This is a genomic window from Leucobacter komagatae (assembly GCF_000834055.1).
GTDB classification, from domain to species: domain Bacteria; phylum Actinomycetota; class Actinomycetes; order Actinomycetales; family Microbacteriaceae; genus Leucobacter; species Leucobacter komagatae_A.
The window spans coordinates 1-24,125 of the sequence record NZ_JXSQ01000014.1; the positions used below are offsets into that span (position 1 = coordinate 1).

The 24,125-nt window shown below is 66.2% G+C and carries 21 protein-coding genes and 1 pseudogene; 11 read left to right on the forward strand and 11 right to left on the reverse strand.

The genetic code is table 11. The features are described from left to right. Nucleotides 1–81 precede the first annotated feature (81 nt). Entirely contained in the window at nt 82–1,323 is a 1,242-nt protein-coding gene (locus tag SD72_RS10620) for an MFS transporter (RefSeq protein ID WP_042544502.1), read from the forward strand. On the opposite strand, the gene SD72_RS10625 is transcribed toward SD72_RS10620, so the two are convergent. From SD72_RS10625 to SD72_RS10645, 5 genes are all read right to left on the reverse strand, one after another. Then, nucleotides 1,320–2,123 (reverse strand): putative hydro-lyase, encoded by an 804-nt coding sequence (locus tag SD72_RS10625; protein ID WP_042544442.1) that lies wholly within the window; start codon nt 2,121–2,123, stop codon nt 1,320–1,322. The genes SD72_RS10620 and SD72_RS10625 overlap by 4 nt on opposite strands. A 115-nt stretch (nt 2,124–2,238) precedes the next feature. After that, nucleotides 2,239–3,990, reverse strand: coding sequence for an acetyl/propionyl/methylcrotonyl-CoA carboxylase subunit alpha (locus SD72_RS10630; protein ID WP_042544503.1), 1,752 nt, complete (start codon nt 3,988–3,990; stop codon nt 2,239–2,241). A gap of 2 nt (nt 3,991–3,992) precedes the next feature. Beyond that, on the reverse strand, nt 3,993–5,648 hold the full coding sequence (locus SD72_RS10635) for a 5-oxoprolinase/urea amidolyase family protein (RefSeq protein ID WP_042544443.1): 1,656 nt from the start codon (nt 5,646–5,648) through the stop codon (nt 3,993–3,995). Continuing rightward, nucleotides 5,645–6,421, reverse strand: a complete 777-nt coding sequence (locus SD72_RS10640) for a LamB/YcsF family protein (RefSeq protein ID WP_157000544.1) — start codon at nt 6,419–6,421, stop codon at nt 5,645–5,647. Before SD72_RS10640 ends, SD72_RS10635 begins: the two co-directional genes overlap by 4 nt. Before the next feature lie 28 nt (nt 6,422–6,449). Continuing rightward, entirely contained in the window at nt 6,450–7,742 is a 1,293-nt protein-coding gene (locus SD72_RS10645) for an NRAMP family divalent metal transporter (protein WP_084767132.1), read from the reverse strand. A 153-nt stretch (nt 7,743–7,895) separates the two neighbouring features. Here SD72_RS10645 and SD72_RS10650 point away from each other — a divergent pair, with 153 nt between their 5' ends. Continuing rightward, nucleotides 7,896–8,582, forward strand: coding sequence for a GntR family transcriptional regulator (locus SD72_RS10650; RefSeq protein ID WP_198141941.1), 687 nt, complete (start codon nt 7,896–7,898; stop codon nt 8,580–8,582). Nucleotides 8,583–8,648: 66 nt separating this feature from the next. Here the strand turns inward: SD72_RS10650 and SD72_RS10655 are convergent, their stop codons facing one another. After that, complete coding sequence (locus SD72_RS10655; RefSeq protein WP_042544445.1) at nt 8,649–9,536, reverse strand: alpha/beta fold hydrolase; 888 nt, start codon at nt 9,534–9,536, stop codon at nt 8,649–8,651. Between the two features lie 40 nt (nt 9,537–9,576). Between SD72_RS10655 and SD72_RS10660 the strand changes: the two genes are divergently transcribed. Next, nucleotides 9,577–10,539 (forward strand): alpha/beta hydrolase, encoded by a 963-nt coding sequence (locus tag SD72_RS10660; RefSeq protein WP_084767133.1) that lies wholly within the window; start codon nt 9,577–9,579, stop codon nt 10,537–10,539. A gap of 7 nt (nt 10,540–10,546) precedes the next feature. Here the strand turns inward: SD72_RS10660 and SD72_RS10665 are convergent, their stop codons facing one another. The 5 genes and pseudogenes from SD72_RS10665 to SD72_RS10685 all read right to left on the reverse strand — a co-directional run bounded on the left by SD72_RS10665 (nt 10,547) and on the right by SD72_RS10685 (nt 15,591). Further along, nucleotides 10,547–10,948, reverse strand: coding sequence for a RidA family protein (locus SD72_RS10665; protein ID WP_042544446.1), 402 nt, complete (start codon nt 10,946–10,948; stop codon nt 10,547–10,549). 15 nt (nt 10,949–10,963) lie between these two features. After that, nucleotides 10,964–11,943 (reverse strand): annotated as a pseudogene (locus tag SD72_RS10670) (sugar kinase). Beyond that, nucleotides 11,940–13,193 (reverse strand): alanine racemase, encoded by a 1,254-nt coding sequence (locus tag SD72_RS10675; RefSeq protein ID WP_042544447.1) that lies wholly within the window; start codon nt 13,191–13,193, stop codon nt 11,940–11,942. The pseudogene SD72_RS10670 and the gene SD72_RS10675 overlap by 4 nt, the downstream one beginning before the upstream one ends. Beyond that, the gene (locus SD72_RS10680; protein WP_042544507.1) at nt 13,190–13,999 is read right to left on the reverse strand and encodes an IclR family transcriptional regulator; all 810 of its coding nucleotides are present in this window, start codon (nt 13,997–13,999) and stop codon (nt 13,190–13,192) included. The genes SD72_RS10675 and SD72_RS10680 overlap by 4 nt, the downstream gene beginning before the upstream one ends. Beyond that, nucleotides 13,996–15,591: an N-acyl-D-amino-acid deacylase family protein gene (locus SD72_RS10685; RefSeq protein ID WP_052492611.1), complete on the reverse strand. Its 1,596-nt coding sequence runs from the start codon at nt 15,589–15,591 to the stop codon at nt 13,996–13,998. The genes SD72_RS10680 and SD72_RS10685 overlap by 4 nt, the downstream gene beginning before the upstream one ends. Nucleotides 15,592–15,765: 174 nt before the next feature. On the opposite strand from SD72_RS10685, the gene SD72_RS10690 reads away from it, so the two are divergent. From SD72_RS10690 to SD72_RS10725, 8 genes are read left to right on the forward strand one after another with little or no spacing between them, the layout of a single operon-like run. After that, complete coding sequence (locus SD72_RS10690) at nt 15,766–17,298, forward strand: ABC transporter substrate-binding protein (protein ID WP_042544448.1); 1,533 nt, start codon at nt 15,766–15,768, stop codon at nt 17,296–17,298. A gap of 57 nt (nt 17,299–17,355) precedes the next feature. Next, complete coding sequence (locus SD72_RS10695; RefSeq protein ID WP_052492612.1) at nt 17,356–18,159, forward strand: ABC transporter ATP-binding protein; 804 nt, start codon at nt 17,356–17,358, stop codon at nt 18,157–18,159. Continuing rightward, the gene (locus SD72_RS10700; protein ID WP_042544449.1) at nt 18,156–19,148 is read left to right on the forward strand and encodes an oligopeptide/dipeptide ABC transporter ATP-binding protein; all 993 of its coding nucleotides are present in this window, start codon (nt 18,156–18,158) and stop codon (nt 19,146–19,148) included. Before SD72_RS10695 ends, SD72_RS10700 begins: the two co-directional genes overlap by 4 nt. Continuing rightward, entirely contained in the window at nt 19,145–20,092 is a 948-nt protein-coding gene (locus SD72_RS10705; RefSeq protein WP_042544450.1) for an ABC transporter permease, read from the forward strand. Before SD72_RS10700 ends, SD72_RS10705 begins: the two co-directional genes overlap by 4 nt. Then, nucleotides 20,089–20,958 (forward strand): ABC transporter permease, encoded by an 870-nt coding sequence (locus SD72_RS10710; RefSeq protein WP_052492613.1) that lies wholly within the window; start codon nt 20,089–20,091, stop codon nt 20,956–20,958. The genes SD72_RS10705 and SD72_RS10710 overlap by 4 nt, the downstream gene beginning before the upstream one ends. A gap of 6 nt (nt 20,959–20,964) precedes the next feature. Then, a complete protein-coding gene (locus tag SD72_RS10715; protein ID WP_042544451.1) occupies nt 20,965–22,341 on the forward strand; it encodes a serine hydrolase domain-containing protein in 1,377 nt (458 codons plus the stop codon). A 5-nt stretch (nt 22,342–22,346) separates the two neighbouring features. After that, nucleotides 22,347–23,024, forward strand: coding sequence for a bifunctional 4-hydroxy-2-oxoglutarate aldolase/2-dehydro-3-deoxy-phosphogluconate aldolase (locus SD72_RS10720; protein WP_042544511.1), 678 nt, complete (start codon nt 22,347–22,349; stop codon nt 23,022–23,024). Nucleotides 23,025–23,033: 9 nt separating this feature from the next. Further along, nucleotides 23,034–23,981, forward strand: coding sequence for a 2-hydroxyacid dehydrogenase (locus tag SD72_RS10725; RefSeq protein ID WP_042544452.1), 948 nt, complete (start codon nt 23,034–23,036; stop codon nt 23,979–23,981). The last annotated feature ends 144 nt before the right edge of the window (nt 23,982–24,125 follow it).

Sequence of the window (24,125 nt, forward strand, 5' to 3'; positions counted from 1 at the left end):
GAAGGGCGCGCCCTTCCCCCGTGGGCGCGAACCCCCAGAGTAAGGTGAACAGAATGAAGAGGACCGTTCGTGGCTGAGTCGATGTCGCGGTTCCTGCTGCGCCTTGCCCCAATGATTTATGGGCCGACGCTGCTCTTCGCTCTTGGGCAGGGCGCGATCATCCCGCTCATTCCGACAATGGCTACGCAGCTCGGCGCTGACCTCGCGACGTCCGGCCTTGTCGCTTCCGCGCTGGTCGTCGGCCAACTCTGCGGGAACATTCCCGCAGGCTGGTTGGTCGCGAAGGTTGGTGAGCGCTTCGCGATGGTCATTGCGGGGGTGCTCGCGTTGGCCGGTGCGATCATGCTGCCGTTCGCTGGGAGCATCGCCGTGCTCACGGTTGCGATCTTCACCAACGGGTTTTGCGCCGCGGTCTTTGGGCTCGCACGGCACTCGTTTATGGCGTCGAACGTGCCGTTTCACTTCCGCGCTAGGGCGCTTGCGCTGCTTGGCGGGAGCTACCGGTTCGGGATCTTCCTCGGCCCGTTCATCGCGGCGCTACTGCTGTCGGCGACCGGTAGCGCGGCCGCCGTCATCTGGTTCCTTATCATCTGTGTCGCTGCGACGGTGCTGCTCGTGTGGCTCGGCCCTGATCCGGAGCGCGAGTACGGCGCTGGCGAGCGTCCCGCCGAAGCTGGGGGCACCGCAACTGCCGGCATGAGCCTCCCCGACGCTGAGGGTGCGCGCGAGGGCGTCTTCCGCACGATGGTGCGTTTTCGTTCGGTGCTTGCGCGCCTCGGGCTCGCAGCTTCGTCGCTCTCAGCCCTGCGTGCCGCACGGCAGGTCGTGCTGCCGCTGTGGGGAGTTGCCATCGGTCTTGACGCGCAGACCATCGCGCTGGTCGTCGGCATCTCAGGCGCCCTCGACTTTGCGCTGTTCTACGCGAGCGGCCAGGTCATGGACCGCTTCGGCAGGCTCTGGGCGGTGATGCCGTCGATGCTCATGATGAGCTTCAGTTTCCTCGCGCTCGCCCTCACCGGCGGCCTCAACTCTGCGACAACCTGGTTTGTTGTGCTTGCCGCGGTGATCGGCGTCGGCAATGGGCTGTCGAGTGGTCTCCTGATGACCCTCGGGGCCGACCTCGCGCCCAGGCAGAACCCCGCACCGTTCCTCGGCTCCTGGCGGACTCTCACCAGCGCGGGTGCGGCAGCCGCGCCACTCATCTTCTCGGGCCTTGCCGCCATCGCGCCGATCGCTGTCGCTACCGGCGCGATGGGCGCGATTGGTCTGCTCGGCACCGCAGCGTTTCTGCGTTGGATGCCGCGCAAGGGGAGTGAACGCTAGCGCGCGTAGTTCGCGTCAGGCACGTCGGTGACGAACATGTAGCCGGGGGCGTGGGTGAGTGCGAACGGCGGCTTCGACGCCATGATCGCGGCCTGCGGCGTGACTCCGCACGCCCAGAACACGGGAACCTCGCCGTCGCGCAGTTCGGGGGCGTCCCCGAATTCCGGTGCCAGCAGGTCGGTGATGCCGAGGCCAGCGGGGGATCCAATGTGCACCGGCGCGCCGTGCACTGCTGGATACCGCCCGGAGATTTGGACGGCGTCCGCGACGCGATCGGCCGCGATGGGGCGCATCGAGACGACGAGCTCCCCGCTCAGCCTGCCCGCCGGGACGCAATCGCGGTTTGTGCGGTACATCGGCACGTTCCTGCCGAGGGTTTGGTGGCGGATCTCGATTCCCGCGTCAACCAAGCCTGCCTCGAACGTGAAGCTGCACCCAATGAGGAACGACACAAGGTCGGGGTGCTCCTCCCATGCTGACGAGGCGTCACTGACCTCCTCGGTGAGCTCCCCGTGGCGCCACACTCGGTACTTGGGGATGTCGGTGCGGAGGTCTGAGCCAGGAGCGAGACGAGATTCGGTTGCCCCAGCGTCGAGCACTTCGAGTACCGGGCACGGTTGCGGGTTTCGCTGCGAGTAGAGCAGCACGTCGTATGCCCAGTCGGCTGGGACGGAGATGAGGTTTGCCTGTACGAGGCCGTGCGCCAGGCCACTCGTTGGCGCGATTACGCCGGCCCTCGCCGCTGCGCGAACTTCCCGTGCGCTGGCGAGCTGAGTGTCGGTTGCTGTGATGTGCTGCATGAGCGTCTCCTCCTTGAGAATGCTGTGGCTGTGTCCTGTGGTGTGCCGGCGGGCGTCGGCGTTGGGGCCGGTCCGGCGGGGCCTGCGCGCTGCGCGGCCCCGCCGCACCAGGCGGTTAGGGTTCGATCGTGCCGATGGTCTGGCTCGCTGCGAGCGCGGTTCCTGCCTGCGCTGCCTGCCTGAGCGTGCCTGCCTGTTGGGCTTTGACCGGGATTTCCATCTTCATGGCTTCGATGATGGCGACGGTCTCGCCGGCCGCGACAGTCGTACCATCGGTCACCTGCCACTTCGTGAGCGTACCGGCGAAGGGCGCGAGCAGAGTGAATTCGCCGGCGGTGTGCTCCGTGTCGCGTGCGGAGTCGTCGAGGCGAGCGCCGCCGCCTGCCCCTGCCCCTGCCGCAACGCTGGCGAGGAGGGCGTCTGGCAGGCCCAGCTCGACGCGCCGACCGTCGACTTCGATGGCGAGCCTGGTGAGGGTCGCTGTCTGCGGGGCCGCAATCGCCGGTGCTGGCGTGAAAGTGGCAGTGCACTCCTCTTCGATCCACCGCGTGTGCACGGAGAAGGTGCCGTCGGGTGCGGTGAACGCCGGATCGGTGACGATGTGGCGATCGAACGGGAGAACCGTCGCGACACCCTCGATCGCGAACTCCTGCAGCGCACGCCGCGAGCGGGCGATTGCTTCGTCGCGATCCTTGCCCCACACGATAAGTTTTGCGAGCATCGAGTCGAAGCTCCCCGGCACCGCGTACCCTGCGTAGACGCCGGAGTCGACGCGGATTCCCGCACCGCCTGGCTGCTCGAAGCGTGCGATGGTGCCGGGCGTCGGGAGGTAGCCGAGCGCAGGGTCCTCTGCGTTGATGCGGAACTCGATCGCGTGCCCAAACGTCGGAACCGTTTCGGGCACGGTCATCGGGTTCCCGGCGGCGATGCGGAACTGTTCCTGCACGAGATCGACGCCCGTGACCATCTCGGTCACGGGGTGCTCGACCTGGAGCCGCGTGTTCACCTCGAGGAAGGTCAGCGTGCCGTCCTCACCTAGGAGAAATTCGACGGTGCCGGCCCCGACGTAGCCCGCCGCGCCACAGACGTCGGCTGCTGCCGCCTCGATGCGCGCACGCGTTGCTTCGTCGATGAACGGCGCTGGCGCCTCCTCCACGAGTTTTTGGTTTCGGCGCTGCAGTGAGCAATCCCGGGTGCCGAGCACGACGATCCGCCCGTGTCGATCGCCGAGCACCTGGGCCTCGATGTGGCGCGGCCTGTCGAGGAAGCGCTCGACGAGGCAGTCGCCCTGGCCGAACGCTGCGGTAGCTTCGCGCACAGCCGACTCATACGCCTCGGCGATCTCGGCGCGGTCGCGCACGACACGCATTCCGCGCCCCCCGCCTCCGAAGATCGCTTTGATGACGATCGGCATCCCGTGCTTGTCTGCGAAGGCGATCGCTTCGTCGGCGCTGTGCACCGCGCCGGGTGTGCCCGGCACGAGCGGCGCGCCGACCTCGGCAGCGAGTGCGCGGGCTTTGGCCTTGTCGCCGAGCATTTCGATGGTCTCGGGGTCGGGCCCGATCCACTTCAGGCCGGCTGCGATGACCGCTGCCGCAAAGTCGGCGCGCTCGGAGAGGAAGCCGTATCCCGGGTGAATCGCGTCTGCACCTGCGTGCGCTGCTGCTGCGAGGAGTTTCGCGGTGTCGAGGTAGCTCTCTGTTGGGGTGACCCCGTTGAGTGCGTAGGCTTCGTCGGCGAGCCGCACGTGGAGAGCGTCGATGTCCTCGTCGGAGTACACGGCGACGCTCGCGATCCCGGCCTCGGCCGCCGCCCGGATGATCCGCACCGCGATTTCGCCACGGTTCGCGATCAGGATCTTCTTCAGCTTCACTTGCTCTTCTCCTGGGTGTGCGGCGGGGCTTCCGCCTGGTCGGGTGTTGTCGCAGCTGGTGGGGTCACTGGCACGAGTTTGACGAGAGTTCCTGGGGTGAGTTGCGCGGCGAGTTCGAGGTCGTCGTCGTGAACGACAGCGATGACCGGGTAGCCGCCGGTGAGCGGTCTGTCCGTGAGGAACAGTACGGGTTGGCCGTCAGGTGGGATCTGGAGCGAGCCGATCGCGACGCCCTCGCTCGGGAGTTCGCGCCCCACCCATGCGGCGTCCCTGGCAAGCGGCTGCCCCGCGAGGCGCACGCCAACACGGTCGCTGCGCGGCGACACCTCCCATTGGCCGGCTGTGAGCTGCTCGACCGCGTCGGTGAACCAGTTGTCGCGTGGCCCGAGGAGGACGCGAAGGTGGGTCGTTTCCCCGGCGCGTGGTAGCGCCTGCTCCGCGAGCGCAGCGGGCTCCGGTGCGCCGACGGCGCGTGTGGTCTCGTTCGCGTTCGCGACCGTGTCGCCGGCCGCGAGGGGTGCTGGGCCGAGCTGCGCGAGCGTGTCGCGAGAGCGGCTACCGAGGAACGGGGGTGCAGCGATGCCGCCGCGCAGCGCAAGCATGGTGCGGAGGCCACGTTCGGGTGCGCCGAGGGTGAGCTGCTCTCCCTCGCTCAGCCTGAACGGGGTGCCGTGCGGTGCTGGCCTGCTGCCGTGTTGGCCGGTGATCCGTCCGTGTCGTTGCGCCCCGGTGAGCGCGAGTACCGCGTCGGTGACGGCGACGGCGGCGAAGTCGCCGTGTCCGAGCTCGAGTGCGGCGGCCGCCGTGCGGTTGCCGACGAGGCGGTTCGCCTGGTGATAGGCCAGCGGGATCGCGGTGCCTGACTCGCCGACGCCCATGCCGGCGACGCCGCGTCGCCCGGCGTCCTCGATGAGTGTTTGCAGGCCGGGGCTAACGATCGTGAGCGTTGGGGTTCCGGCCGCGGCGGTGGTGCGCTCCTGGGGCGCTGCCGCCGCACGCGCGCGGATCTGCTCACGTTCGGCGACAAACCGCACCCGTTCGCCGGCGAGCAGCGCGGCTGGACGTTCCCTGTCCGAATCCCACATGCGTTCAGCTGTGGTTCCGATGAGCTGCCAGCCGCCCGGGCTTTCGCGGGGATAGACGCCCGAGAAGGCGCCTGCGAGGCCGACTGATCCGGCGAGGATGCGCGGTCGCGGGGTTGCCCGGCGAGGCACGTTGAGCGCTGGATCGCCGCCGGCGAGGTACGCGAAGCCCGGCGCGAACCCGGTGAACGCGACCGTGTACGTGGCCGCGGTGTGTCTCGTGATCACTTCGTCGATGCTCATGCCCGCGATGCTGGCGACCTCAGCGAGATCTTCTCCGGTGTAGCTCACGGCAACCGTGCGTTCTGGCGTTGCGGATCCGTCAGCGCGGACCGTTGCGTGCAGGTCTGCGAGCTGGCGCAGGCGCGGGCCGATGCTGAGGCCGCGTTTGGCCTCGCCGCCGCGGACGAGCACGGTCTCCGCTGCGGGTACGAGCTCGTCAACGGTGAGTTCCCCGAGCTCCGCCGCGATGCGCAGCGCCGCGAAGACCCCGAGCGCACGCTCGAGGTCGCCGCAGTCGATGAGCACGGCGGAGCTTCCCGCCTGGCGGATGCGGAGATCGTGAGTCATCTTGCGTTGTCCGCGCCGCTGAAGTTTTGGAGGGTGACCCCCGCACCGAGAAGGGCGGCGCGGACGGCGCGGGCCATGTTCACGGCGTCCGGGCTGTCGCCGTGAACGCAAATCGACTCGGCATGCACGGCGACCTCACTGCCGTCCCGTGCCGTCACTGTTCCGTGCTGGGCGAGGCGCAGCATGCGTTCTGCGACGAGATCCGGGTCGTGGAGCACAGCGCCGGGCTCGCTGCGGGACACGAGCGCGCCGGTTGGCTCGTACGCCCGGTCGGCGAAGGCCTCGGTCACCGCGCGCAGACCGGCGGCTCGCGCCTGCTCGACGAGCGGTGAGCCTGCGAGGCAGACGAGCGCGAACTCCGGGTTGATCTGCTTGATCGCGGAGATCACGGTTGCGGCTTCCGCCTCGTTGAACGCGATGCTGTTGTAGAGCGCACCGTGTGGCTTGACGTAGCGAACCTCGGTGCCCGCAGCGCGCGCGAGTCCTTGGAGAGCTCCGATCTGGTAGATCAGCCCCGCCTCGAGTTCGTCTGCGGGGAGGGTCATGGGGCGGCGCCCAAAACCCGCGAGGTCGGGGTAGGCGACGTGCGCACCTACCGCTACGCCGCGCGCCGCCGCGCCGCGGAGGGTGACGAAAGCAGTCTTCGGGTCGCCGGCGTGGAAGCCGCAGGCGATGTTTGCGCTGGTGACGGTTTCGAGCATGCTCTCGTCGTCGCCCATGCGCCAGGAACCGTAGTGTTCGCCCAGGTCACTGTTGAGATCGATCTGCATAATTGCTATCCCTTCTCTTTAGGTTGAGCGCCTACGCGCCGAGGAACTTGAAGATCGTGCTGAACGAGACGACCCCCATGTACCAGGTGAGTATGGTCATGAGCGTACCGAGCCAGAGCAGCCATGGGCTGATCCTGTGGCCGTGCAGGAGGTCGCGACGGAACCAGGCAATGTACATGAACACGGTGAAGCCGATGGGCAAGATGAGCCCGTTGAACCCGCCCGCGAAGACGAGAAGCGCGACGGGGGTTGTGCCGAGCAGGAGGTAGGCGGTGAGGCCTACAGCGATGAAGATCACGGTAGCCCAGCTTCGGCGACGGTGGTCGAGCTTCGCACTGAAGACGGTCATAAAGGACACCGATGTGAAGGCAGCGCCGATCACGCTCGAGAGTGCAGCAGCCCAGAGCACGAGGCCGAACGCACGCATGCCCCATTCGCCGGCAGCCGACTCGAATGCCTGCGCTGCAGGGTTTGCCGAGATGTCGAGCATCACGCCACTTGCGGTGACGCCGAGGAACGCGAGGAAGAGAACGTAGCGCATGACGCCGGTGACGGCGATGCCCATGAACGCTGAGCGGGTGACCTGCTTGATGTTCTCTGGGCCGGCGGTGCCGGAGTCGAGGAGCTTGTGTGCGCCGGCGTAGGTGATGTAGCCGCCAACGGTTCCGCCGACGATGGTCGTGATCGCGGCGAAGTTGATGCTGTCGGGCAGGACGGTCTGACGGAGCGCCTCGCCGACGGGCGGACTCGCGACGATCGCGACGGCGATGGTGAGGAGGATCATGACGATCCCGAGCACGATGATCGCCCGGTCCATGATGAGCCCCGCGCGGTGCGATAGGAAGATGCCGATCGCGAGGATGGCGCTGATCGCACCGCCAATCTTCGAGTCGAGGCCGAAGAGCGCGTTCAGGCCGAGCCCGGCGCCGGCGATGTTGCCGATGTTGAATACGAGGCCGCCGACGATCACGAGGACCGAAAGAATGAAGCCCGAGTAGGGGATTGCGGCGTTCGCGAGCTCCGCTGCCCGCTTCCCCGAGAGGGTGATGATCTGCCAAATGTTGGCCTGCACGATGAAGTCGATGAGGATCGACACGAGGATGCCGAAGGCGAAGGAGGCGCCGAGTGTCGCGGTGAAGGTCGCGGTTTGGGTGATGAAGCCGGGGCCGATGGCCGAGGTCGCCATGAGGAAGATCGCGCCGATGAGGGAGGCGCGGCGCGACTTCGCGAAGCCGACGGTTCCGCTGGCGACGGTCGCGGGGCCGGGGACTGTGACCCGCCCGCCTTCGTCCTGTTGGCTGTCTGGGGAGTGTTGCGTGCTCATTGTGGGGCCTTTCGCGTCGTTGCGGCTCGGAGGGGACAGGGTGTGGCCAACACGAGACTGACCGTTCCATCAGAATACTGGTTCAGTCGAACAATGCAAGTCAGATTGCTCAACAATCTTAGGCATAGTCCGTGCGCTTGCTACACTTCGAGCATGTCGTCAGTTCTTGGTTCGGCGCCCGCTGGCGAAGGCGGAGCAGTCGTCTCGCGGACGATGGAAGCTGCCGCGGAGATCAGGTCACGCATCTCGCACGGTGAGCTCAAGCCCGGCGACCGCGTGCCCGAGGCAAAGCTCGCCGAATCGCTCGGCGTCTCCAGAAACACGCTGCGCGAAGCGTTCCGCTCCTTGAATCAAGAGGGGCTCATCACCCAGGTGCCCAATCGCGGGGCGTACGTCGCGATCCCCAACATCAACACGATCATCGATATCTACCGCGTGCGCCGGCTCATCGAGTGCCAAGCGGTCGCCGATGCACTCCCACGCCACCCGGCATTCACCGACATGCGCAGCGCCGTCGAGGCGGCCCTGGAACAGCGTGACCTCGACGATTGGGCCGGGGTTGCTGGCTCGAACATTCGGTTCCACCGAGCAATCTTCGAGCTCGCGGACAGTCCACGGCTCAACCGACTGTACGTACAACTCACTACCGAGCTGCGGCTCGCATTCGGCCTCATCGATGACCCGGAGTACCTTCACGCACCGTTTCTCGAACGCAACCTGGAGATCCTCGAACTCATCGAAGCAGGAGAAACAGCGAAGGCGTCTGAGCTGTTGCGGGAATACCTATTCCTCGCCGAACGAATTCTGCTCGCAGGCTACGAGCGCCTCAGCACTACCTGAGCGCTTCCCGCCACCAGGCAAACTTGGCGGGAGCGGCAAACGGGGCGCGGCCGCGAGCGTCATGGGTTAGCTGTCGACGCGTTCGAGCAGCCAGGTGGCAATGTCGCTGTAGACCGCGTCGCGGTGCGTTTCGTTGAGGATCTCGTGGCGCGCGCCGGGGTAGATCTTCAGCGCGACGTCACGCACGCCGCGCGCCCGGTAGGCGTCGGCAAGACGGCGCAGGCCATCACCCCTGGAGAGCGGGTCATCGCCGCCGGAGACGATGAGGAGCGGGACGCCGCCCGCGAGCTTCTCCCCGGGAACACCGAACAGCCTGAGCCCGTCACTCAGGCCGAAGAGCTTGATGATGTTCGCCTCGAAGCACAGCGGATCCGCCAGGAAGGCAGCGGCGGTCGCCGGGTCACGGCTGAGCCACTCGAATCCGGTCGCCCCATCATCGGCCGCCCACTTCGCGTTGAGCTTGCCGCTCTCCATGTACCGCGGAGTTCGGTACGCGCTGCCCGAAAGCACAACGGCATCCCACTGGCGTGGGTGCTCGTTAATGATCCGCTGCGTCATGAGCGACCCCCACGAATGGCCGAACTGCGCGACCCGCATGCCCGGATGCTCCGCGCGGATGATGCCCGTGAGCTGCCGAATCGCCGCCTCGGCTGCCCGCAGGCCACCGGGGCCGAGCTTGCCAAGCAACGTCAGTTCGCCGCCGTGCTGCTTCCTCCCGGTTTCGCCGTGGCCGCGGTGGTCGTTCGCGTACACGACGAAGCCAGCCTCGGTAAGGAATCGCGCAAACGCCTCGTAACGGAGCGCGTGCTCGCCGATGCCGTGCGATATCTGGACCGCAGCGTGCGGTTCAGGTGTGGCTGCCGGGTTCGGTGCCCACGCGTATGCGCTGATCTCGATACCGTGCTCATCGGTGTAGGTGAAGTCGCGGCGTGCCGACGTGTGCTGGGCGTTCATAGCTCCATTGTCGCGCACTGCGCGCAAATATACTGGGGCAATGCGGCGATCGTTCCTGTGGGTTGCGCCTCTTGCTCTTGGGGCGCTACTCGCGGTGTCGGCGTGCACGCCAAGCGAGGCTGAGGGAGAAGAACTAGTGGCTGGAGACCTGCAGATCACGGCGTTCACGGTGCCCGGACCCGGCGCTGCAACCGGACACGGCGAGCACGCCGTTGGCTCCGCCACAGTCCCCGTTCGAGGGTATGAGCCGAGCGTTGGCGTGGACCCGTGGGCAACGCTGGTGTGGGCGCACGGCGGGTCCTTCGTGCGCGGCACGCTCGACTGGCCGGAAGCCGACTGGGTATCTCGCAGCTTCGCGGCCGCGGGGATCAGGGTGATTTCCGTTGATTACGTGCTCGCAAGCGACACGGTCAAGGCCCCAGCCCCGTCAAATGACGTCGCGGCGGTCGTTGCCTGGGCTGGAGCGGAGTACGACGGCCCGCTCGTCGTTGGCGGTGCAAGCGCGGGCGCGCACCTCGCAGTGCTTGCCACGCTTCACCAGCGTGACAGCGCTCCAACACAGGCCGCAGCAGCGCTGCTTCTGGAATACCCCACCCTCCACCGAGAGCAGCGGGCAGACCCGCGGATCGCTGACGCGGTGGCCGCGCTCCCGGAGGCACGTCGTTTCCGGGCAGACCGGATCGCCGAAATGTATGACTTCTATCTCGGTGAGGGCACCGCTGGAGCCGGCCCCGCGATCGTTGCAGGCGAGCTGCCGACGGAGCGGCTCGCATTGCTACCGCCGACCATCATGGTGAACGCCGACGCGGATGAGCTTCGAGCATCTGGAGAGGAGTTCGCTGAGCAGCTCAGGGCGGCAGGTGTCACTGTCGTGGAGGCTGTCGAGCCCGACACCGTGCACGGGTATCTCAACCGCCCTGACGAGTCGGAGACTGCGCGTGCCCAGGCGGCCGCCACGATCGAGCGCTTCGTCACCGAGCTGCGGGTGCTGCTCGAAGCCTGACCGTCTCCTAGAGCGCGGCGAGCGCGTCGATCTCGACGAGCATCTCAGGGTGCGGCAGGCCAACGAACACTGTCGTTCGGCACGGGAGGTTTCCGCTCGGCACGTTGGCGGAAATGAACTCGCCGTACGCCTCGTTCATCGCCGGGAACAGGCTCTGGTCCGTGAGGTAGACGCGAAACATGAGGACGTCCTCGACCGAGGCGTCGCCCGCTTCGAGGATCGCGCGGATGTTTTCGAGCGTGCGGAGCGTCTGCGCATGGACGTCGCCTGGAGCGATGTAGGTGTTCGTATCCGGGTCCATCGGGCCCTGCCCGGAGACCTGCAGCAGATTGCCTTTTCGGATGCCCTGCGAGAAGACGTGAGCGGGCGCTGGCGCCTGTGAGGTGCGGATAACGGTCGTGTGTGGCATGAGAATCCTTCTGGGTTAGCGGAGAATATCGGCGGTACGTGGGGCGAGATCGGTCGCGCGAGGGAGGCCCTCCCAGTCGCCGATGATCGTGACGGAGTGCGCCGCTACTCGACCGGCGAAGTCAAGTCGTTCCTGCGGGTCCGTCGCGTGCAGCACGCCGGAGAGGTAGCCGGCGGCGAAGGCGTCGCCCGCCCCAACCGGGTCTCGCTCGACGACGTGGGTGACGTTCTGATCGAACTCCCCTGTTTCGGCGACCGAGACGGCGCCGTCGGCGCCGCGCTTCACGACGACTTCCCGCGGGCCGAGCGCACGGATGCCGCGGGCAAGCTCGAGGTCGCGAGCAACGTCGACGGTATGCGCGGCAGCGGCATCGCCCTCGCTCCCGAGCAAGATGCGCGCCTCTGCGGTCGTCGCGAACACAATGTCGCTTGCGCCGTGAATTCGAGGAGGACCCGGCGGGCGTCGTCGGTGTCCCAGAGGCCTGCCCGGTAGTTGAGATCGAGGGAGATCGGCACGCCGGCGCTCTCCGCGCTCTCAACTGCGAGACGCATTGCGTCGCGCGGTTCCTGTCCGAGCGCGGCTGTGATCCCTGTCAGGTGGAGCAGCCTGGCGGCCCTGATCTCGTCAACGGGAATGTCGGCAGGGCTGAGCCGCGAGCCTGCGCTGTTCGCCCGCGCGTATTGGACGCGGAGCCTGTCGAACCCCTGCTGGCTGCGCACCATGAGGCCGGTGTGGCCTGGCCCGCTTAGGCCGAGCGTGCGAACGCCCTCGGCCTGCAACTCGCGTTCGATGAACTCACCGACGCTGTCGTTGCCGAGGCGGCCGACCCACGTCGTTGCGTGACCGAGGCGCGTGAGGCCGATAGCGACGTTCGTCTCCGCGCCCCCAAACGAGAGGTGGAACTGTGGATGCGACTCGAGGAGGAGCGATGCCTGGGCGGAGAACAGGCCCATCGTCTCGCCGAGGGTGACGGTGCGGCCAGAGGGGGGAATCATGAGAAATATAGTCCGATCAGTTCACGAATGCGGTGATCGTCGTCGATCACCGGAACAAGGCTCCACCTATCGAGGGTTGTGCATGGGTGGGAGATGCCTAGTTCGACGAGATCGCCAACGGCGATCTTGGTGGCGGCCTCGGGGTCGAAACGGATGAAGGCATGCTGATCTGCGAGATCGGTCACGGTTGCGTCAAACGCCCGAGCGTCGGTGCCGCTGCGCGAGCGCGCCCCCAAAACAACGGGCAGGCCCTGGTCGAAGCCGACGTCTCTGCGGCCGCACAGCAGCAGCGCGAAGCCGGGCTCGGGCACGCTGAGCACCGGTGCCCAGACGCTGATTGCCGGGGAGAAGCGCGGCCCGGCGGAGTTGCCGCGCGCAGCGGGGCTTACCCGCGAGTAGAGGCCGCTGTCGTGGGTGAGGTAGGCCCCGCTTCGCAGGATGACACGCTCGGCCGTAGCGCCGCCGGCGATGAGCCCCGCGAATGCCGCGTCGAAGTAAGCGCTGCCGCCGATGCTCACGAGCGGCTCGGCTGGGAGCAGTTCTGCGGCAGCAAGCTCGCCGAGCGAGGCAGCGAGGTTCGTAGCGAACACGGTGACAGCGGCTGCGATTTCGTCAGGCGAATCGCCGGGGAGCGTGCCCTCGTACGCCGTGAGCCCGAGCACCCGGACGCCGGGTGTTGCCGCCGCGGCGCGTGCGAGCCCGGCGAGTTCGACGTCGGTGCGGGTGCCGGTGCGGCCGCCGGCGTGCCCGACTTCGAGCATGACCGCGATCTCCCGCTTCCCGTCCGCAGTGCTCCTGTCGCGGAGCACCTCGAGGCCTGCCAGCGAATCGACAGTGACGACGCACTCGAAGTCGGCGTCGCGATCGAGCTCCGCACGGAGCCACTCGACGGCCGAGGGTTCGACGAGTTGGTTTGCGAGCAGCAGCCGCGAGATGCCACCGTCGCGGAAGACGCGCAGTTGGGCCGGCGTCGCTGCCGTTATCGCCCAGGCCCCGGCCCGCATCTGCTCGCGCGCGAGCTGCGGTGACATCGCCGTCTTGCCGTGCGGGGCGAGCTGTGCGCCGAGCGACCGCACATAGGCCATCATTGCGGCGATGTTCGCGTCAAGGGCTGGCCCGTTGAGGCTCAGCTGGGGAAACTCCCGGTCGGCTGCAAACAGCGACGAACCAACGAGGTCGTCGGGGGTGCCAGCGCGCGCGAGAGCGGGGCCGAGCCCTTTCACCAGGCTCAGCTGGTCGCGTGGAATCATGACGGGAGTCTCCGATCTTGCGGCAATGCGCCCATCCTTCTGGAGATGTCGGTTGCCGCAGCAATAACGAGTGGGACAAGTTCTGGGACTCGTTCGCGCGGCACGCGCGACACGGGGCCCGAAACGCTCACTGCGTGAGAGCAGCCGCCCGAGGCGTCGAAAATTGGGGCGGCGACGCAGCGAATACCGTCCTCGTTTTCGACGTCGTCGATCGCCCACCCCTGTTCGCGGATCGTTGCGAGTTCCGCGCGGAGGCCCGCGGCGGTGGTGATCGTCGTTGCGGTGCGCGCCGGCATCCCTGCGTCGATCACCGTCTGTATCGTCTCGTCGTCGGCGAAGGCGAGGATGCACTTCCCTACGCTCGTCGAGTACATGGGCTGCGTGTTGCCGACTCGCGAGATCATGCGCACGGCGTGTGGGCTGTCGACCTTGTCGATGTACACGACGCTGGGGGTCGCCGAACGTACGAGGTGCGCGGTCTCCATCGTGCTCTCGCTGAGTGTCGCGAGCGCCTCGTGCATGTCTCGATCTGGGCGCACGCCTGAGAGATAGGCCTGGCCAAGGCGCGCGGTTTCCCAACTCAAGCGGTACGAACCCGATCCCGGGGCCTGCTCGAGGAACGACGTCTCGAGCATTGGTTGGAGCAGTCGTGTCACCGTGCTCTTGTTGAGGTCGAGCTCGGTCGCGATCTGGGTGATGGTGCGGCCATCCCCATTGAGGTCGTCACCGAGAAGCTGGAGTATCGAGAGCGCGCGGCGAAGCGAGGCTGAATTGTTCCGCGGAGCGGAGTCTGAGGTCGTTGTCATGAGGTTGGTGTCCACATCGGTCGGCGGAGGCCGTGTCCCGGATAGCGGTCGGTCAGAGTTCCTTGGGAAAGCACCGGGACGCCGGCGATGAATACTTCCATGATGCCCCGTGCCGGCCGAGTGGGGGCGTCGTAGTCCGCGCCGTCCGCGATCTCATCGGGGTGCACGAGGCAAAAGTCGGCGATGGATCCGGGTCGTGCGCGACCGCGGTCGCCGAGGCTGAAGCGGGCGGCGGCGCGGTAGGACAGGTGGTCTGCGGCCTCGGCCCAGCTCCAGTCTCTCCAGTCGACCACGTGGCGCCGAAGCATACGGGCGAAGCTTCCCCAGCCCCTGGGATGCGGATGGGAGCCGAGGTAGATTCCGTCGGAGCCGCCGAGGTGGGCAGGATGGTTAGCGATTGCGCGCACATCCGCTATTTGATTGCTCGCCGGCTGTTGCACGATTGCGCCGACGCCGAGACCCGTTGCGAGAAGCAACTCGCAGACGAACTCGCCGAGTTCTTGCCCCGTAGCGGCAGCGGCAGCGGGTAGCAGCTGCCCCTCAACCCAGCGCCAGTCGGGGTGCGCCGCACTCGCGACCGTGACGCGCGAGAGGAGCTCTGCGATGCTGGGGAACCAGTCGCGTCTGAGCTCCTCGAGGGTTGCCCGATCGGCGAGCGCGGCGAGGGTTGCGGCGGGGCCGCCCTCCTGGAGGCGCGCGGGGAGCGCCAGCATTGTCAGGATCGTGTTCCCTCTTCTGTATGGGTACGAATCGAACGTGACGCTGATCCCGCTGTCAATGGCCTCGTCTATCGCGGGGAGCACGAGCGCCGCAGGAGCGTGCAGGTGCGAGATGTGGATCGGTGCTCCGGCTTCGCGTGCAAGCCCAAAGAACTCGGCGAGACCCTGAGGCGCAGACTGCTCGTAGCCCCTGAGATGGGCGACGAGGGGCGCGCCCGATGCTGCCGCGATGCCTGCGTAACGCAACAGCTCACGGCGGTCGGCGAACCCGTTCGGCACATACTCAAGCCCGAGGGAGATGCCGCAGGCGCCCGCATCCAGTGACGCGACCGCAAGTTCGGTGGCGGCCTCAAGCTGCGATTCTGTCAGCGGCTCGGCCGTGAAGCCGGCGACGGCGGAGCGGAGCGTGCCGGCCGGCAGCAGCATTGCCGCGTTAATCCGAGACTGCGAGGAAAAGTGGGTGAGCACATCGTCGACCGAGCAGTCTCCTGAGAGTGCGGGCGGAACCGGGCCGTTGATCGCCGAGAAGTAGCGTTCGTTCATGGGTGCCGATTCGGCGGTCGCCGGGGCGAAGGAAACACCGTCTTGGCCGATGATCGCTGTGGTAATGCCCTGACGAAGCAGGCCGAGTTCGGGGGTCTCGCGGCCGAGCGCGCCCTCCGCGTGGCTGTGTGCGTCGATGAACCCTGGCATCAGAATGCGGCCAGCGGCTGCGAGGGTGGCGAATCCCTGCGGCAGGGCGGCGTCGGGGGGAAGCACCTCGCGCACGACGCCCGCAGCGATGACAACGGTCGCTCTGTCGAGCCCGGTCATGCCCTCGCTGGGGATGAGCGCATCGCGGATGGCGAACGCGTCGTGCTGAGTCGGTGCCACTTTGCCCCTTTCACAATCTCGCCGACGGGCGGAGTGCCGTCGGCGTGTGTTCTCACTGTAGCCACAATCACCATAATTTTGCAATGCAACATACCTCGTTGCAATGCAGAAGATTTGCTGGTACCTTCACCATGAGCTTCAACAGTGGCTTCCAACGACGGAAGGAAATCCTCAATGCATAGTCCTCATCGCTCCCGCGCAGCTGCCGCTGCCGCGGGGCTTGGAATCGCGAGCCTCGCGCTCCTGACAGCGTGTAGCCCACCGAGTGCTGGCACGGGTGGTGGTGGCGACGCGTCGATCATCACCGTTGCCGAAACCACCGCGCCATCGTCACTCGACCCCCAGCGCTCGAGCATGTTCGCCGATCGCTTCGCGTGGCAGCTGAGCTACGAGTGCCTCATGACCACGAGCCCGGACGGCGAGGTGCAGCCGAGCCTCGCTACGGGTTACGAGCTTTCCGAAGACTCGCTCGAATACACCTTCACCCTCCGTGATGGCGTGAAGTTCTCCAACGGTGACACCCTCGACGCAGACGACGTTGTCTACACATTCGAGCGTCTCACCGAGAGCCCCGAGCGCATCGACATTGAACTCTTCCCGACGCTCTCACACGCTGAGAAGGTCGACGATATGACCGTGAAGTTTGTGCTCAAGAGCCCCGATGCTGGCTTTATCAACAATATGGGCAACCCGCTCGTGTGGGGCTGCTCGATCCTCAGCGCCGCGGCCGAGGGCGATAACCTCACGACCAACATGGTCGGCACGGGCCCGTGGACGCAGGTCGCGTACGAGCCCGAGACCAGCCTGGAGTTCGAACGCAATGAAGAGTACTGGGGTGAACAGGCCAAGTCTGAGGCGCTGAACATCCTCTACATGCCCAACATGGGCACGCAGGTGAGCAACCTCAAGGCAGGCAAGGTCGACATCGTATTCCCCGACCAGGGCGGCGTCGCAGACCTTGAGAAGGAAGGGTTCACAGTCACCAACGTGAATACCGACTCGACGATCTTCCTCCAGATCAACAACACGAAGGCGCCGTTCGATAACCCGAAGGTGTTGCAGGCGATGGCGCTCGCTTTCGACCGCCAGGAGCTCGCCGACAAGGCGTACGGCGGAGCCGCGCAGCCGAGCGGGTATCTCCCGCCGAGCCTCGCATGGGCGCCGAAGGTTGAGGACCTACCGAACCACACACAAGACCTCGAAAAGGCCAATGCGCTCATCAAGGAAGCCGGCTTCGAGAGTGGCGTTGACCTCAATCTCGTGTACATCAACGGGTACGACCCCGGCACGAACGACCTTCTCGCCGTGATGCAGGATCAGCTCGCCAAGGCAGGCTTCAACGTCGAGCTCGATCCGCTCGAGGCTGCCGCCTGGAGCGAGCGCCGGGGCGATCTCAATGCGTATGAGCTCAGCTGGAATGCTCAGTCGTACTACTCGAACCCCTACCAGTACGTCGCACCGGTTCCCGGGCGTCAGGGCGACGTGCCCGAGTCGCTGCAGACACTGATCGACAACGCGTGGAGCGCGTCGAGCGAGACCGAGTACCAGGAAGCGCTCAGCGCAATCGCGGTGCACGAAGCCGAGATCGTCTACCCGACGCTCACGCTGCTCGCACGCGATATGTTCGTGGCCCACGACGCCAAGGTGAAGGGCGTCGAGATTCCGTCGAGCCAGAGCCGCACCTTCCTCGCGCAGGTCACCAAGTAGCAGTCCAGCTGTGTGGGCCGGGTTTGCCCGGCCCACACGCCCAGAAAGGTTCGGCCGATGCTCGAGCTCAAGAACGTATCTATTTCCTATCGAGCTGGCACGAAACCGGCAGTGTCAGGCGTCTCGCTGTCGATCGCAGCCGGGGAACGCGTCGGGATTGTCGGAGAGTCCGGCTCGGGCAAGAGCACGCTCACGTCGGCCGTGCTGCGCTCACTTCCCAGCGGCACGCGAGTCGATGGAACGATCACCTACCGTGGCCAAGACATCGGCGCGATGAAAGCAACGCAGTTTCGGGAGCTGCGAAGCGATCAGATCGCCCGGATTCCCCAGGATCCACTTGCCAGCCTCAACCCGGTGATCCGCGTTGGCGACCAGCTTCGACACGTGATCCAAGCACACCGGAAGCTCTCGAAAGCCGCGTGTATTCCGCTGATTGAGGCCGGCCTCGCAGAGGTCGGAATTCCCGAGCCGAGTCTGAAGCGCCGTGCCTTCCCGCACGAACTCTCGGGCGGAATGCGCCAACGTGTACTGATCGCGATGTCGCTGATCAACGAACCCGACCTACTCATCGCGGACGAGCCAACGACGGCCCTAGACGTGACCGTGCAGGCCCAGATCCTCGACCTGCTACAGCGCGAACTTGATCAGCGTGGCATGTCGCTGCTCCTTATCACCCACGACATCGGCGTCGTTGCGGAAGTGTGTTCGCGAATCATCGTCATGCGCAACGGCGAGATCGTCGAAGACGGCCAGACCGTCGACCTCATGGCAAACCCGCAGCACCCATACACGCAGCAGCTCTTCGCCGCGGCGAGCATGCACGACGCGAACACCTCAGGAAAGACGGGGGCGGCACGATGAACGAAACCCAGCAGTTCGCGCTGCGTGCCAGCGGCATCAAGCGCACGTTCCAGCTGCCGAAAGAGCGTCTGTTCGGGCCGCGCCGAGTGCTTCGCGCCGTCGACGGTGTCGACCTGCATGTGGCTCCGGGGAAGACCCTCGGTATTGTCGGAGAGTCGGGCTGCGGCAAGTCCACGCTCGGGCGCGTGCTCATCGGCCTCGATCAGGCAGACGCTGGAACCATCGAATGGAATGGCGCCCCAGCTGGGGCGCACACTGGCACCGTTCAGGCAGTGTTCCAAGACCCCTCGAGCGCCCTCAACCCCAGACTGTCTATCGCCGACTCGATAGCCGAGGCGCTCCCAGCGCTGCGCGCCGCGGAGCGAGAGGCCCGCGTCGAAGAACTTATGGCGCTCGTCGATCTCGACCCGCAACTCATGCACCGATTTCCACACGAACTCTCCGGCGGTCAACAACAGCGCGTGTGCATCGCGCGCGCTGTCGCTTCAGACCCCGCGCTCATCCTGCTCGACGAGGCGGTGAGCTCGCTCGATGCGTCGCTCCAGATGCAGGTCATCCAGTTGCTGCGGAGCCTCCAAGAACGAACCGGTGCAGCGTTCATCTTTATCTCGCACGACCTCCGCGCCGTGCGGGGAGTGAGCGACTGGATTGCGGTCATGTACCTCGGTCAGATCGTTGAGCTTGCGCCGGCCGAGGAGTTCGACGACCAACTCCAGCACCCGTATTCGGTAGCGCTGCGCTCGGCCGAGCCCAGCCTTCCGAGCGACGAGTTTCGGCCGGAACGGATCATCCTTGAGGGCGACCCGCCGAGCGCGGTCGCCGAGCAGCAAGGCTGCAGCTTCGCATCGCGTTGCCCCGTCGCCCAGCCGCGCTGCCGCGAGCAGACGCCCGAGCTCGTCGCAACAGACAGCGGCAGGGCGGTGCGATGTCACTTCCCAGGCACACTGCAGCTCACCCGTCGCGCACCAGAGGGGGTCTCCGCGCCATGACGAAATACATTCTCGGCCGAATCGCGTCATCGCTCGGCGTGCTCTTCGTGCTCAGCGCGCTCATCTTCTTCGCAGGGCGGGGCCTCATCGAGGGCAACCCGGCAACGCTCATCGCAGGGTCGAAGGCAACACCGGAGCGCGTGGCAGAGCTCGAACACGAGCTCGGCCTCGACCGCCCCATCCTTGTCCAATACCTCGAATGGTTGTGGGGCGTTCTGCGCGGCGACTTCGGCACCTCGCCGTTCTCCGGGCTGCAGACGACGGAGGTGCTGCAGCAACAAGCGCCTGTCTCGTTTGAGCTCGCGATTCTCAGCTTGATCGTCGCCGTGCTCATCGGTGTGCCGCTCGGTGTGATCGCGGCGAAGCGCGCGGGCAGCCCAGTCGACGTGTCGATCCGCATCCCCATGATCCTGCTGTTCGCGATCCCCGGCTTTATCACGGGCACGATCGCGATCATCCTCGCCACGACGTTCCTCACGAACCTCTACTCGCCGACGTACATCCGTTTCGAAGATAGCCCGCTCGGCAATCTCCAAAGCATGATCCTGCCCGCTGTGGCGGTCGGGATCCCAACCGCGCCACTCATCATGCAGATGACCAGAGCATCGATGATTGAGATTCTGCACCAGCCATTCGTCGCGAGCGCGCGAGTGAACGGCCTCTCAGACAGGCTGGTCACCTACGGCTACGCGCTGCGGGCAGCCCTCCCGCCCATCCTCACCTTCATCGGTTTCACGTTCGGCGCTCTCATCGGCGGCCTGCTCATCGTCGAACAGATATTCAGCCTGCCTGGGCTTGGGCGCGGCATTCTGCAGTCGATTGGCACCCGCGATTTTGTGCAACTCAATGCCCAGGCGATGGTGCTCGCAGGGTCGTTCATCGCAGCGAACCTCATCGTTGACCTCCTCGTGCCCGCCCTCGACCGAAGGATTGCGCGCAAATGACCACGCAGCTCACAGACACCATCGTGAACACCCTGCCGCGCGCCAAACAGCGGCGAAGACTCTCGCGCGTCGGCATCATCGCCTTCGGCGTACTCGCCGCATTCATCCTGCTCGCGGTCATCGGCCCCTGGCTCGCACCGTTCGACCCGAACCAGATTAATGTCGGCGAGCGCCTGCTGCGGCCAACGGGCGAGTTTTTCTTCGGAACCGACGCCCTCGGCCGTGATCAGCTGTCACGAGTGCTTACCGCGATCCGCCCTGCGGTCATCGCGGCGTTCACCGCGACGCTCTTCGCGCTCGTTATCGGCACGGCCCTTGGTCTGATCGCGGGCTTCTGGGGCGGCAAGATCGACAGTCTTGTCTCGCGGATCATCGACTTCCTGTTCGCGATCCCCGAGTACCTTCTCGCGATCCTCGTACTTGCGATCCTCGGCCGTGGCCTGCTCAACGCTGCGATCGCCATTGGCATCGTATTCATACCCCGGTTCGCCCGGACGGTGCGCAGCGCAACCCAAGAGATCATGGCGCGCAACTACATTAGTGCGGCGCGACTGTGCGGCCGCGGGCAGGTCTCGATCATGCTGCGTCACGTGCTCCCGAACATCACCTCACCCCTGATCGTGATCGCGGCGATCAACCTCTCGATGTCGTCGGGTGCGTACGCTGCGCTCAGCTTCCTCGGGTTCGGGGTGCGCCCGCCGGAGCCAGACTTCGGCTCGATGATCTCCGACTCGCTGCAATACATCGGGAGTGACCCGTGGCTCATTGTGCCGCCGGCGCTCGTGTTCGTGACGTTCATTCTTGCGATCAACCTTGCAGGCGATGCGCTGCGCGACCTGCTCGACCCCAAATCCGTAAAGGCATAGGAACAGATGATGACCCAGTTGACGACTACCCAACTCGCTGCGGTACAGGCGGCGCTCGACGCTGAGGTGCCGCAGCTGCTAGCCGAGCACCGCGTGCCGGGTGTCGGGATCGGTGTTCGCATCGGCGACGCAGAGATCGCTAGCGGCTACGGTGTGACAAATCTCGAACACCCGCTGCCGGTCACAGGCGACACGATCTTTCAGGTCGGCTCAATCTCGAAGACGTTTGTCGGCGTCGTCGCCGCGCAGCTCGAGGCAGAGGGCCTGCTCGACATCGACGCGCCCGTCGCGCCACTGCTCGCGGGGCTCGGCGCACTCGACGAGCGCATCACCATGCGGCACCTCCTCACACACGGTTCAGGGATCGACGCGCAGTACATGATCGGTCGCGCACACGAACTCCTCGCGGAGCACGCCGACGACAGCATCCAGGCCTCGATTACTCACTACGCAGAGGACGAGCTGATGTTTGTTCCAGGCTCCGACTTCTCGTACTCCGGCCCGGGGTTCATGGTTGCGGGCGCCGTGATCGAGCGGATCACGGGCAAAGCCTGGGCCGATGTGCTGCGCGAGCGCGTGCTCCTGCCTGCTGGGATGGAGCAGACCTTCACCACGGCGGACGAAGCTATCACCCATCGGGTCGCTGCGCCGCACGACATCACAGAAGACGAGCCGCGCCTCGCACGGAATGAGGGGTGGCAGCTCGGCTGGCAGCTTCCCGGGTGGGACGTTCCAGGTGGGGGAGTGCTCAGCACACCGCGACAGCTCATGCGCTACTCGCAGTACGCGGCGGAAACCAATGACGCACTCGGGTTCACGCGCGTCCTCGCATCGCGCCAGGTTCCCGGTCTCGATGTCGGCTACGCCTGGATGATTGAGCCAAAGCGCGACAGGGCGGCCTTCGGCCACGACGGACTGACGATCGGCTACGCGAGCCGCTTCATGATGATTCCCGAGGATGCGCTCTCCTACGCGATCCTGTCGAACTCCGTTAAGGGGAAGCCGCTCGTGCGGGCGGTTGAGGGTGTCATCCTCGACGCGCTCTACGGGGTGCAACAGGCGAGCACGGTTCCTGCGTTCGACCCCGAGCAATTCAGCGAGCTCGTCGGCCTCTACGACTGCGGGTTTTACGGGCAGGTTAGGCTGCGGGTTCGAGACGACGGGCGGGCGTTCGAGATGATCTCGCTGCCAGCAAACCGCGGTGATGGGTCGTTTACGATCGACCCGATGTCGAGTCCTTGGCTGCTGCCGGTTGGTGAGGGGCTGCTCTCGGTCGACCCGGGGATCGATGACCCCGACCATTTGGTTCCGTATGTGCGCAACGCCGCCGGCGCAGTGACCGCCCTACGCATTGGTGAGCGTATCGCCCGCAAGGTGCTGTGACTGCCGTGCGCAACAAACACGAGACGCTCCGCGCGGTCAGCCTCGGGGGCATAGTCGCGGTGCTGCGCGCGAGCAGCGCTGAGCGCGCGATCGTTGCCGGGGAGGCACTCATCGACGCAGGTATTGGCGCTATCGAGGTGACCTTCACTGTGCCGGAGGCGCCGCGGGTGATTGCGGAGCTCGCCGCGTTCGCTGGGGATCGCGCGGTGATCGGCGCAGGCACTGTAACGGCGGTCGCGCAGGTCGACGCCGCGGTCGCGAACGGTGCGGAGTTTCTCGTCTCTCCCGGCCACGCTGCTGATGTCACCGCGCAGATCATCGACTCGGGTGCGCTCGCGATGATCGGCGCATTTACCGCCGGTGAGGTGCTCGCCGTGATGCGGGCTGGCGCCGACATAGTGAAGTTTTTCCCAGGTGGGATCGCTGGCCCCGCGGGTATCAGGGCGCTCAGCGGCCCTTATCCCGATGCGCGGTTCGTGCCGACGGGCGGGGTGAACCCTGGCAACCTTGGCGCCTGGTTCGAAGCCGGGGCAATCGCGGTCGGTGCCGGCTCGGAGCTCGCGCCGGCCGCCGCCGTTGAAACGGGAGACACGGGGGCTATTCAGGCGCGGGCGAGAGAGTTTCTTGCGGCTTTCTCTGAACTGGGCACGACCGTTGATGCGGCGCCGCCTGGCCACCCCTAGACTTGAGAAATGAGCGATTTCGTCTTGTCACTGCCGACCGATCCCGACCTGCGAGAGGCCGTCGGTGAGATCGACGGCGTCGAGATTGTCGAGTGGGACGTCGAAGGGCCGGCGCCTCGCCAGAGCATTGACATCGTCGTGCCGCCCTACTGGGGAGGCATCCGCAGGCTCGCGAACCTCGCCGAGATCGACGTGAAGCTCGTGCAGTGGCAGTCGATCGGCTTCAACGGGCTCGACCGCTACGTTCCCGCCGGCCTGCCAGTCGCAAACGCGACAAGCGTGCACGAAGCGTCGACAGCGGAGCTCGCACTCGGGCTGACGATCGCAGCGCAGCGTGGCCTGCCAGCATTCACGCGAGATGGTCTCGAAGGCAGGTGGGATCTGCGCACGTTCCCAAGCCTCGCCGACCGACGCGTACTCATCGTCGGTTACGGCGGGGTTGGCAAGGCAATCGAGGCGCGCCTTGCTGGCTTCGAGACGCAGATCACGCGGCTCGCGCGTTCGCCGCGCGACGAGCAGAACCTTGCGGGTGAGCCCGTGCATGTGCACGGTATCGACGAGTTGACGAACCTCCTTGCGGATACCGAGATCCTCATCGTCGGGTTGCCGTTGAGCGATGCAACGCGGGGCCTGTTTGACGCGGCGGCGCTTGCCGCGCTGCCGGACGACGCGCTCGTGGTGAACGTGGGGCGCGGGCCGCTTATCGACACGGACGCCCTCGTAGCCGAACTGACAGCGGGCAGGCTGCGCGCGGCGCTCGACGTCACAGACCCTGAGCCACTGCCCAGCGATCACCCGCTGTGGTCGCTGCCGAATGCGCTCATCACGCCCCACGTTGGCGGTGACTCGACCGCGATGCTGCCGCGGATGGTGGATCTGGTCCGCAGGCAGATCGCGCACCTGCGCGCCGGCGAGGCTCCGGAGAACATCGTGCTGGGGGAGTGGCCGGGAGCGTAACACTCCCAGTAGGGCGACGCGATCTTCGCGTCCCTGATCTACCGAGTTGATGCCGGTCTGCCTGTCGAGGCGGAGTCGGTAGACGCGGCCGCTTGCAATGCCTTGCAGATGCGCTCGACCGCGAGCCGTCGGCCACTCGCGAGG

What these genes read in the sequence shown, in the direction of transcription:
- SD72_RS10645 (WP_084767132.1), bottom strand. Translation starts at nt 7,742, where the DNA reads ATGAGCACGCAACACTCCCCAGACAGCCAACAGGACGAAGGCGGGCGG.
- SD72_RS10625 (WP_042544442.1), bottom strand. Translation starts at nt 2,123, where the DNA reads ATGCAGCACATCACAGCAACCGACACTCAGCTCGCCAGCGCACGGGAA.
- SD72_RS10715 (WP_042544451.1), top strand. Translation starts at nt 20,965, where the DNA reads ATGATGACCCAGTTGACGACTACCCAACTCGCTGCGGTACAGGCGGCG.
- SD72_RS10620 (WP_042544502.1), top strand. Translation starts at nt 82, where the DNA reads ATGTCGCGGTTCCTGCTGCGCCTTGCCCCAATGATTTATGGGCCGACG.
- SD72_RS10660 (WP_084767133.1), top strand. Translation starts at nt 9,577, where the DNA reads ATGCGGCGATCGTTCCTGTGGGTTGCGCCTCTTGCTCTTGGGGCGCTA.
- SD72_RS10635 (WP_042544443.1), bottom strand. Translation starts at nt 5,648, where the DNA reads ATGACTCACGATCTCCGCATCCGCCAGGCGGGAAGCTCCGCCGTGCTC.
- SD72_RS10725 (WP_042544452.1), top strand. Translation starts at nt 23,034, where the DNA reads ATGAGCGATTTCGTCTTGTCACTGCCGACCGATCCCGACCTGCGAGAG.
- SD72_RS10710 (WP_052492613.1), top strand. Translation starts at nt 20,089, where the DNA reads ATGACCACGCAGCTCACAGACACCATCGTGAACACCCTGCCGCGCGCC.
- SD72_RS10655 (WP_042544445.1), bottom strand. Translation starts at nt 9,536, where the DNA reads ATGAACGCCCAGCACACGTCGGCACGCCGCGACTTCACCTACACCGAT.
- SD72_RS10665 (WP_042544446.1), bottom strand. Translation starts at nt 10,948, where the DNA reads ATGCCACACACGACCGTTATCCGCACCTCACAGGCGCCAGCGCCCGCT.
- SD72_RS10690 (WP_042544448.1), top strand. Translation starts at nt 15,766, where the DNA reads ATGCATAGTCCTCATCGCTCCCGCGCAGCTGCCGCTGCCGCGGGGCTT.
- SD72_RS10680 (WP_042544507.1), bottom strand. Translation starts at nt 13,999, where the DNA reads ATGACAACGACCTCAGACTCCGCTCCGCGGAACAATTCAGCCTCGCTT.
- SD72_RS10700 (WP_042544449.1), top strand. Translation starts at nt 18,156, where the DNA reads ATGAACGAAACCCAGCAGTTCGCGCTGCGTGCCAGCGGCATCAAGCGC.
- SD72_RS10675 (WP_042544447.1), bottom strand. Translation starts at nt 13,193, where the DNA reads ATGATTCCACGCGACCAGCTGAGCCTGGTGAAAGGGCTCGGCCCCGCT.
- SD72_RS10695 (WP_052492612.1), top strand. Translation starts at nt 17,356, where the DNA reads ATGCTCGAGCTCAAGAACGTATCTATTTCCTATCGAGCTGGCACGAAA.
- SD72_RS10650 (WP_198141941.1), top strand. Translation starts at nt 7,896, where the DNA reads ATGTCGTCAGTTCTTGGTTCGGCGCCCGCTGGCGAAGGCGGAGCAGTC.
- SD72_RS10705 (WP_042544450.1), top strand. Translation starts at nt 19,145, where the DNA reads ATGACGAAATACATTCTCGGCCGAATCGCGTCATCGCTCGGCGTGCTC.